Annotated in this window: 7 protein-coding genes, 2 tRNA genes and 1 pseudogene; 4 read left to right on the plus strand and 6 right to left on the minus strand. The window is 70.7% G+C overall.

The features are described 5' to 3' along the window. Nucleotides 1-42: 42 nt before the first annotated feature. The 3 genes and pseudogenes from G6021_RS09330 to G6021_RS09340 form a co-directional block, all read left to right on the plus strand. A pseudogene (locus G6021_RS09330) lies at nt 43-660 on the plus strand (TetR family transcriptional regulator); the annotation flags it as partial. Then, complete coding sequence (locus tag G6021_RS09335) at nt 657-2252, plus strand: MDR family MFS transporter (protein ID WP_187700596.1); 1596 nt, start codon at nt 657-659, stop codon at nt 2250-2252. The pseudogene G6021_RS09330 and the gene G6021_RS09335, both read left to right, overlap by 4 nt. Nucleotides 2253-2383: 131 nt before the next feature. Beyond that, nucleotides 2384-3328: a hotdog domain-containing protein gene (locus G6021_RS09340; RefSeq protein ID WP_182641133.1), complete on the plus strand. Its 945-nt coding sequence runs from the start codon at nt 2384-2386 to the stop codon at nt 3326-3328. A gap of 140 nt (nt 3329-3468) precedes the next feature. Here G6021_RS09340 and G6021_RS09345 read toward each other — a convergent pair. From G6021_RS09345 to gltX, 3 genes are all read right to left on the minus strand, one after another. Continuing rightward, nucleotides 3469-3541: transfer RNA gene (locus G6021_RS09345), tRNA-Glu, on the minus strand. A gap of 53 nt (nt 3542-3594) precedes the next feature. Next, nucleotides 3595-3666, minus strand: a tRNA-Gln gene (locus tag G6021_RS09350). 80 nt (nt 3667-3746) lie between these two features. Next, a complete protein-coding gene (gltX, locus tag G6021_RS09355) occupies nt 3747-5231 on the minus strand; it encodes a glutamate--tRNA ligase (RefSeq protein WP_182609687.1) in 1485 nt (494 codons plus the stop codon). A 123-nt stretch (nt 5232-5354) separates the two neighbouring features. Here gltX and G6021_RS09360 point away from each other — a divergent pair, with 123 nt between their 5' ends. Beyond that, nucleotides 5355-6485 (plus strand): isochorismate synthase, encoded by a 1131-nt coding sequence (locus tag G6021_RS09360; protein ID WP_182641134.1) that lies wholly within the window; start codon nt 5355-5357, stop codon nt 6483-6485. A gap of 48 nt (nt 6486-6533) precedes the next feature. On the opposite strand, the gene G6021_RS09365 is transcribed toward G6021_RS09360, so the two are convergent. From G6021_RS09365 to G6021_RS09375, 3 genes are read right to left on the minus strand one after another with little or no spacing between them, the layout of a single operon-like run. After that, nucleotides 6534-7328: a fumarylacetoacetate hydrolase family protein gene (locus G6021_RS09365; RefSeq protein WP_182641135.1), complete on the minus strand. Its 795-nt coding sequence runs from the start codon at nt 7326-7328 to the stop codon at nt 6534-6536. 10 nt (nt 7329-7338) lie between these two features. Next, on the minus strand, nt 7339-8052 hold the full coding sequence (locus G6021_RS09370) for an exonuclease domain-containing protein (protein ID WP_182641136.1): 714 nt from the start codon (nt 8050-8052) through the stop codon (nt 7339-7341). Continuing rightward, nucleotides 8052-9146, minus strand: a complete 1095-nt coding sequence (locus G6021_RS09375) for a DUF294 nucleotidyltransferase-like domain-containing protein (RefSeq protein ID WP_347238941.1) — start codon at nt 9144-9146, stop codon at nt 8052-8054. Before G6021_RS09375 ends, G6021_RS09370 begins: the two co-directional genes overlap by 1 nt. Nucleotides 9147-9155 lie beyond the last annotated feature (9 nt).

Below are 9155 nucleotides of genomic sequence, written 5' to 3' on the forward strand. Positions count from 1 at the left end.
GCGTGTTACTGACCCACGCTCCTAGTACTCGAGCACGGGTACGACTGTGTGACGGTGGACCAGATCTGCGCCGCCGCCCAGGTCTCCAAGCGCACGTTCTTCAACTACGTGCCCTCGAAGGAGGCCGCCGTCATCGGTTCGCCGCCCCGGGACGTCCCGCTCGCGGTCCGCCGGGAATTCCTCGATGCGGCCGACCCGGACGTCCCCGGGGCACTCCTGAGGCTGTTCCTCGCGGCGTTCGCGGCCGCGCGGATCGCGGACGACGCCCAGACCGCGACCCTGGCCCACCGTCGAGCGGAGATCTTCCGGGCCGACCCGGACCTCGGGGTGGCCCGGGTGACCGCGTCATCCCGTTTCCAGCTCCGTCTGGTGGACCTGGTGACCGAACACTTCGAGCGGCACCCGGCCCTGCGCCGCCTCGACGGGGTCGCGGCCAGGGCGGAGGCACGTGCCTACGTGGCTCTCGTGGCCGCCTCGGCCAACCTCGGGCTGTCCACCTGGTTGACACGGGAGGCCGCGACGTTCGCCGACCTCGACGCCGAATGTGCCCTCGCCCTCCGGCAGCTCGCACTTCTCGTCACCGCGCCCTCCGACGCCACGCCGGCCGGGACCACACCGGCCGGGACCACCTCCCCTGAGACCACGGGAACCACGTCATGAGCGACACCAGCACGAACGACACCAGCACGATCGCCACGGACGATCGCCGACCCACCGGACCGGCTCCGGCATCGCACAACGTGCCGCTGGTCTTCACCTCCCTGCTGCTGGGGATGCTCATCGTGTCCCTGGGCCAGATGATCTTCGCGACCGCGTTGCCCACGATCGTGGCGGACCTCGGCGGGGTCGACAAGATGAGCTGGGTCATCACCGTCTATCTCCTGACCATGACCATCGGGCTCCCCGTGTACGGCAAGCTCGGCGACCAGATCGGCCGAAAGCCGCTCTTCGTCGCCGCCATCCTGCTGTTCCTCGGCGGCTCCGTACTCGGCGCCCTCTCGTGGAGCATCGACATCCTGATCGTCTCGCGCGCGATCCAGGGCCTGGGAGGTGGCGGCCTGATGGTGCTGTCGCAGGCGATCGTCGCCGACGTCGTCCCCGCCCGGCAGAGGGGCCGGTACATGGGGGTCATGGGGGCCGTCTTCGGACTGTCGTCGATCCTCGGTCCGCTCCTGGGCGGATTCTTCACCGAGGGCCCGGGCTGGCGCTGGGCGCTGTGGTTCAACCTGCCGATCTGCCTGCTCACCCTCGTGGTGGCGGTCCTCTACCTGAAGCTGCCCACCCGCGGCACGGGCCGCAGCACGGACTGGCCGGGCACCGTCCTCATGGTCACGGCCACCACGGCGCTCATCCTCGTCTGCTCGTGGGCCGGTAACCGCTACACGTGGACCGACCCCGTGATCCTCGGCCTCGCGGCGCTGTTCCTGATCTGCTCCGCGGCGTTCGTGCTCGTCGAGTTGCGATCGCCGCACCCACTGATCCCCATGACGCTGTTCGCGGAACGCAACTTCGCGCTCTCCACGGCCGCCGGGCTCATCATCGGCGTGGCGATGTTCGGGACCATCACCTACCTGCCCACCTACATCCAGATGGTCCACGGGCTCGGGCCCACCGACGCCGGACTGATGATGACCCCGATGATGGCGGGGATGATGGGAACCTCCATCGTCGTGGGCAACATCGTGAGCCGTACCGGCCGCTACAAGTGGTACCCCGTGGTCGGGACGGTCATCATGTCCGTGGGTCTGTGGCTCATCAGCTCCCTCGAGGCCACCGACACCCTCCTGCACCTCGGAGCGGTCCTGTTCGTGTTCGGCTTCGGCCTGGGCCTGTGCATGCAGTTGCTCGTCCTGATCGTCCAGAACTCGTTCCCCGTCTCGATGGTCGGGACCGCCACCGCGTCCAACAACTTCTTCCGCCAGATCGGCGGGACGCTGGGATCGGCGATCGTGGGGTCGCTCTTCGTCAGCCGCCTGGCAGATCTCATGGGCGACCGGATCCCGGCCGCGGCGTCCGCGATGGGGCCGGAGGGCGCCGAGGTGGCCGCGTCGTTCGCCGAGGGCTCCGGCGCGGCGAACTCGATGAGCCCGGAGATCCTCGCCGGCCTCCCGGGGCCCCTGCACGACGCGATCGTGGGGTCCTACAACGACGCCCTGGTGCCGATCTTCCTCGTCGTGGTCCCCCTGCTGCTCATCGCCACGGTGCTGCTGCTGTTCATCCGGGAGGACCCCCTCAAGGAAACGGTCGACTGACCCCCGCGGCGGATCGAACCCGCCGACCGGGTGGCGTGCTCACCGCGCCGCCGGACCGGGGTGAGCACACCGACACGCGATCCACACCCGCGGCAACCGCCCCGTTACGCGACGGCGATAGCTTGCCCAGCGTGAACACTGCCCGAGAGACCGTCCTGCGTTTCCTCGCCGCACCCACCGACGTCGGCACCGGGAACCAGGTGCACACCGGCCGCATCCTCGAGTGGATCGACAAGGCCGCGTACGCCCAGGCCGCGGTGTGGTCCGGCGGGTACGCCGTCACCGCCTACGTGGGCAACGTCCGCTTCTCGCGGCCGATCGAGGCCGGTGAACTCGTCGAGGTGTCGGCGCGACTCGTCCACACGGGATCGACCTCGATGCACATCCAGTGCGACGTCCGGGCCTGCGACCCCGTGACCCTCGACTTCCGCCACTGCGCGGAGTGCCTGGTCGTCTTCATCGCCGTCCGCGAGGGGAGACCCACCCCGGTGCCGTCCTGGCGGCCCGCCTCCCGGTTGGAGGTCCACGAGTCCGACGAGGCGGTGATGCGCATCGCCCTGCGGAAGGACATCGAGGACGCCATGGCCGTCCAGAGCTATACCGACGCGGGAACCGCACCCCGATCGGCCCTGCGGTTCCTCGCGGCCCCCGGTGACGTGAACTGGGGCGGCAACGTGCACGGGGGGCGCATCATGTCGTGGATCGACGACGCCGCGAACCTGTGTGCGACCCATTGGTCGGGCACCCCGTGCACCTCCGTGTACGCCGGCGGGGTGCGCTTCTACCACCCGGTGAAGATCGGCCACGTCGTCGAGGTGGAGGCCAGGCTCCTGCACACCGGTCACGAGACGATGCACGTGTCCGTCCACGTGCGGTCCGGTGAGCCCACGTCACCCGAACGGGTGCTGACGACCCATTGCCTGGCCGTGTGCGCGGCTCTGGGCCCGGATCTCCGCCCCACCCCGGTCCCCCACTGGACCCCGCTGACCGCGGAGGACCGTGATCTCGACGAACACGCGCGGCACCTCATCCGGCTCCGGGGACGGGGGCGGGTCGACGTGACGACCGCCGGTTGACCGGACCAGTCCGTCCGTTCTCCCCCGATCGGAAGAAGGACGGCGCCGGGATGCACCGGGGTGGAGAGGACCGGGGTGGAGAGGACCGGGCCGAGAACGAGAAAACGCCCGGAGCATGATGCTCCGGGCGTTCTCGTGTGTACCCCCGATGGGATTCGAACCCACGCTACCGCCGTGAGAGGGCGGCGTCCTAGGCCGCTAGACGACGGGGGCTCAGGACGCGGCTCCGCGAGGAACCGCTGCAGTGAGCGCTACAACGCGCTCAGCTGGCCTACCAGGACTCGAACCTAGAACGACGGTACCAGAAACCGCTGTGTTGCCAATTACACCATAGGCCACTGTATTCACTTGTCCGCCCCGTGCGGGGCGACCTCGAAGAGACTATCAAAGCACCGAGGGTGAATAGCAAATCGCCAGGTCATTCAGCGATGGGCGCGGCCTGCAGGCGGGCCAGTGTGACCTCGCGACCCAGCAGTTCCAGCGACTCGAACAGCGGCGGGGAGATGTGCGATCCGGTCACCGCGACCCGCACCGGACCGTAGGCCTTACGCGGCTTGAGCCCGAGCTCGTCGACCAGCGCACCGGAGAGCGCGGCCTCGATCGCGGGGGTGGACCACTCCGGCACCGACTCCAGTGCGGCCGCCGCCGCGTCCACCACCTCGCGCGCATCGGCCTTGAGGTTCTTGGCGGCGGACCCGGGGTCGACGACGAACTCCGACTCGTCCACCACCAGGAACCGGATCAGGTCCCACGCGTCGGACAGCACGACGATGCGGGTCTGCACCAGATCCGCGAGCACCGCCCAACGATCACCATCCAGCTCCGCGGGCAGCGTGAGTCCGTCCTCGGACGGGTGTGCCTCGAGGAAGTCCCGCAGCCGACGCGCGAACTCCTCCGGCGGGAGCCGCCGGATGTGCTCGGCGTTGATCGCGTCCGCCTTCTTCTGGTCGAAGCGCGCGGGGTTGGCATTGACCTGGCGCACGTCGAAGGCCTCCACCATCTCCCGGAGGGAGAACACGTCGCGGTCGTCCGACAGTCCCCAGCCCAGCAGCGCCAGGTAGTTGAGCAGCCCCTCGGGCAGCATGCCGCGGTCGCGGTGCAGGAACAGATCCGACTCGGGGTCCCGCTTGGACAGCTTCTTGTTGCCGTCCCCCATCACGAACGGCAGATGCCCGAACTCGGGCACACGGTCTGCGACCCCGATCCGGGTGAGCGCACGGTAGAGCGCGATCTGCCTGGGGGTCGAGCTGAGCAGGTCCTCGCCGCGCAGGACGTGGGTGATCTGCATGAGCGCATCGTCCACCGGGTTGACCAGGGTGTACAGCGGGATCCCGTTGCCCCGGGTGAGCGCGAAGTCCGGAACGGTGCCGGCCTTGAACACGGTCTCCCCGCGGACGAGGTCGTCCCACCCGAGGTCCTCGTCCGGCATCCGCAGCCGGATCACGGCGCCACGGCCCTCGTCCCGGTAGGCCTGCTTCTGCTCCTCCGTCAGGTCGCGGTCGAAGCCGTCGTACCCCAGTTTGGGGTCGCGCCCGGCCGCCCGGTGGCGCGCCTCGACCTCGTCGGCGGTCGAGAAGGACTCGTAGGCCTCACCGGCGTCGACGAGCCTGCGCACCACATCGAGGTGCTGGTCGCGTCGTTCGGACTGGCGGTAGGGGGCGTACGGACCGCCCACCTCCGGACCCTCGTCCCAGTCCAGCCCGAGCCACCGGAGCGCGTCGAGCAGGGCCTGGTAGGACTCCTCCGAGTCGCGTGCGGCGTCGGTGTCCTCGATGCGGAAGACGAAGGTCCCGCCCGTGTGCCGGGCGTGAGCCCAGTTGAACAGCGCCGTCCGGACGAGCCCCACATGAGGAGTACCGGTGGGCGACGGGCAGAAACGGACACGGACGTCTGGGGCTGTCATGCGCACCATCCTAGTGACGGTCCCGGCTCGCACCCCCGCGCAGGACCGGCCTAGGATCGGCGGGTACCCGTGGCCCGCCACTCGCGCGCGATCCACGCACATCGGAGTCGAGGGAGGCGAGCCGTGGCGTCAGGGCCCCACCCCGACGCCGCCAGGCCTGTCACCGCCCCGGATTTCCTCCTGTCGCGCCACACCGGATCGCTGCGGACCCAGGGCTCCCTCCGCGCCTTCCCCGACCCCGCCGACGCGGCGCTGGCCCTCCGGTCCGGACGCTGCGGGCTGGTGGTGGGCGCCATCGGGTTCGAGCCGGACGCCCCGGCAGCACTGGTCGAGCCCGACATCGTGGTCCGGACCGACGGCCCACTCGAGCCGCCCGCCTACTTCCGCTCGCTCCGCACGCGCGCCCGCGTCGTCGAGGAACTGCCCTCGACTGAGGCCCACCGGAGACGGGTGGCCACCGCGATCGCGGGTATCCGGGCGGGTGGGCTGGACAAGGTGGTGCTCGCGCGCGCGGTCCGGCTGCTCGCGGACGACCCGATCGACCCCCACGCCGTGTGCGCGGCGCTCATCGATTCGAGCCCGTCGGCCGATGGATTCCTGGTCGACCTGTCCCCCGCCGGCGGGGTCCACTCCGGCAGGATCCTGGTGGGATCGAGCCCGGAGCTCCTCGTCCGTCGACGGGGTGACGTGGTGGAGTGCCATCCGCTCGCCGGATCCGCCCCCCGCTCCCGTGACACGTCGGTGGACCAGGCCGCGGGACGGGCACTGCAGGCCTCGGGCAAGGACGCCGCCGAGCACGCGTTCGTGGTGGACTCCCTGGCGACGGCGCTCGCCCCCCTCTGCCGGGATCTACAGATCCCCGAGCGCCCGTCGCTCACCTCCACCCGTGAGATGTGGCATCTGGGGACGCGGATCCGCGGACGGGTCGCCGACCCGCGGACGACCGCGCTCGACCTCGCGCTGGCCGTCCACCCCACCCCCGCCGTGTGCGGAACCCCCACCGATGAGGCGCGGCGGGTGATCGCGGGTCTCGAGGGCCGGCGGGGCTTCTACTCGGGTGCGGTGGGATGGGCGGACGCGGGCGGAGACGGCGACTGGATGGTCACCATCCGCTGCGCCGAGATCGACGCCGATCGCTCGGGGGCGATCGCCTGGGCGGGCGGGGGGCTCGTCGCCGACTCCGACCCCGACGACGAGGTGGCCGAGACCGCCGCCAAACTCCGCACGGTCCTCACCGCGCTGGGCGCCGTGTGACCGGACCCCCCGACCGGGTCTCGACCGTCAGGCGGGTCGGGACCCGACCTACCTGTCGACGACGGGGTTGGTCAGCGCTCCGATGCCCTCGATCTCCACGGTGACCCGGTCACCGGGGAGCATGGGGCCGACGCCGGCCGGGGTTCCCGTCAGCACGACGTCGCCCGGGAGCAGCGTCATGACCCTGCTGACGTACTCGATGATCTCCCCGACGGTGTGCATGAACTGGGAGGTGTTGCCGTCCTGGCGCAGCTCCGAGGACCCGTCCGGGTGGTGCAGCGTGGTGCGGACGTCGAGGCCGTTGGGGTCCAGGTCGGTGACGATCCAGGGGCCCAGCGGGCAGAAGGTGTCGTACCCCTTCCCGCGGGTCCACTGACCGTCCGCGAGCTGCTGGTCGCGCGCCGTCACGTCGTTGGCGCAGGTATACCCCAGGATCACCTCGTGGGCCCGGGCGGCCGAGACGTCGCGACAGGGCTGACCTATCACCACGGCGAGCTCACCCTCGTGGTCCACCCGCTCGGAACTGGGCGGGTACGCGATCCCGGCCTCGGGGCCGACCACCGAGGTGTTGGGCTTCAGGAAGATCAGCGGCTCGGCGGGCGCCTCGGACCCCATCTCCTCGGCGTGCTCCGCGTAGTTCTTACCGACGCACACCACCTTGGAGGCGAGGATCGGAGCGAGCAGACGGACGTCGGCCAGCGGCCATTCGCGGCCGGTGAACTCGGGGGTGCCGAAGGGGTGTTCGGCGATCTCCGCGCAGGTGAGGGTGGCGGGATCGGTGACATCACCGCGGACTTCGACGAAGGCGAATCCCTGCGGGTGGGCGATACGGGCGAGACGCATACCCGCGATCCTATGCCGTTCGCAGATCCCGGAGCGTCGTGACCCCGCGCTCGTGCAGCTCCGCGGTCTGGGCCAGGTAGAGCTCGGCGCAGGCGAGAGCGTCGATCAGCGCATCGTGCGCCCGGTAGCGGGGGAGCCCGTACCGCTCCCTGGCGCTCCACAGCCGGAGTTCGTCCGGGGAGGACTCCGGGGCGAATCCACTGTCGACGCCCGCGCCGAGCACCCGGCGGTGGAGTTCGAGGGTGTCGACGGGGACGAACGGCGGCCGCACACCGTGCCCGGAGGTGCACAGAGCGCCGAGGAAATCGGTTTCTATACGACTGTAGTGGGCGACGAGGACCCGGCCGGTCAACGCCTCGAAGACCCGGTCCAGGAAGACGTCCACGCTCACCCCTGTCGCGACCGTGTCGTCGGTGATCCCGTGCAGCGTCGCGCTCTGCCCCACTCCCTCCACGTCGTCGGCACCCTCGGCCCGCAGGAGCAGGGACCGCGCGCCGCCGAGGACGATCCGGTCACCGTCCACCGGTACCAGCCCCACGGACAGAACCCTGTCGCGGCGCGGATCGAGGCCGGTGGTCTCGACGTCCATCGCCAGCAACTGCAGATCCGCCAGTGGGGTCGACGGCTCCGGGGGCGGGGTCTCGAGGTAGCGCCGCAGCGGACCGTCGGGAAGCCGTCGTGCGGTGCGTCGACGTCGCCCGGACCCGGTGAACCACTCACGCATCACATCTGCCCGACCCGGTATTTCAGGGCGAGCGAGCCCTGCACCCCGGCGATGATCCGGAACGCGGCGCGGAGACGGTGACGGTCGGCGGAGCTCAGCGTTCCCGGATCGATGTGGTTGTCCTGAGGGTCGTCGTCCGCGATCTGGCGCGCGTGGTGGCGGTAGGTCAGACCACGCAGGAACCGGAAGGCCTCGCCGAGATCCTCCGCGTCGGCGCGCGCGATGACGCCGGCCCCGGCCGCGGCGTCGAGCCGACCGAGGGTGGACACCTCGTCCAGCCCCGCGGAGAGGGCGTGCACACGCGCGATCTGCACCACGGGCGCGATCCCGCCGGCCTTGAGGTCCAGGGTGTTGCGGTACTCACCCCGTCGTGCCACCACCAACCCACGGAAGAACCCCAGCGGCGGCTGCCATTCGCACGCTATGCGCGCCAGGTGGGCCTGGAACCGTCGACTGCCCTCGGCGCGAGCGAGCATCTCGTCACGGACCCGCATGAACAGCGAGGTGTCCCCGTGCACCGGGCGGATGTCCAGGAACACCTGGGAGTGCAGGACGGCGTCCGCTCCCGGCGCCCGCACCCAGTCCCCCACCTGGCGCTCCCAGGACCTGCACGTGCGACGCCACGCCGGGTTGGAGGCCATGACGTCGCCCGGACACAACGGGAATCCGGCCCGGTCGAGACCGGCGCACACCTCCTGCGCCAACGCGGCGAAGTACCGGTCCGCATCCGGTGTCGTCTCCGCCTCGTCGTCGAGGATGAGCGCGTTGTCCTGGTCGCTCGCCACGCCGAGCTCCCCTCTGGCCTGGGAACCCAGGCCGACCCAGCAGTACCCCACGGGCGGCGGTCCGAGGCCGCTCTCCGCGAGTGAGATCAACCGTCGCGTCGCGGCGTCGGCGGTGGCGGTGACGACGCGACCGATGTCCTGGGGGGCGGTGCCACGGCGGACGAACTCGCCGACCAGGGCGGGCAACCTCGCCGCCAGGCGCGCGACCCCCTCGGGGTCGGGCGCGCGGGCGATGCGGGCTGCCAGGTACACGGGGTCGGTCTGGGCCAGTCGGAGCAGGTCCCCGCTCGTCACCATCCCCACGGGCACGCCGTCCTA

The sequence above is a fragment of the Dietzia sp. CW19 genome (assembly GCF_014145265.1).
Taxonomy (GTDB): domain Bacteria; phylum Actinomycetota; class Actinomycetes; order Mycobacteriales; family Mycobacteriaceae; genus Dietzia; species Dietzia natronolimnaea.

Coding starts and splice junctions, on each gene's coding strand:
- G6021_RS09365 (WP_182641135.1), bottom strand. CDS start 7,328: ATGCGTCTCGCCCGTATCGCCCACCCGCAGGGATTCGCCTTCGTCGAA.
- G6021_RS09370 (WP_182641136.1), bottom strand. CDS start 8,052: ATGCGTGAGTGGTTCACCGGGTCCGGGCGACGTCGACGCACCGCACGA.
- gltX (WP_182609687.1), bottom strand. CDS start 5,231: ATGACAGCCCCAGACGTCCGTGTCCGTTTCTGCCCGTCGCCCACCGGT.
- G6021_RS09335 (WP_187700596.1), top strand. CDS start 657: ATGAGCGACACCAGCACGAACGACACCAGCACGATCGCCACGGACGAT.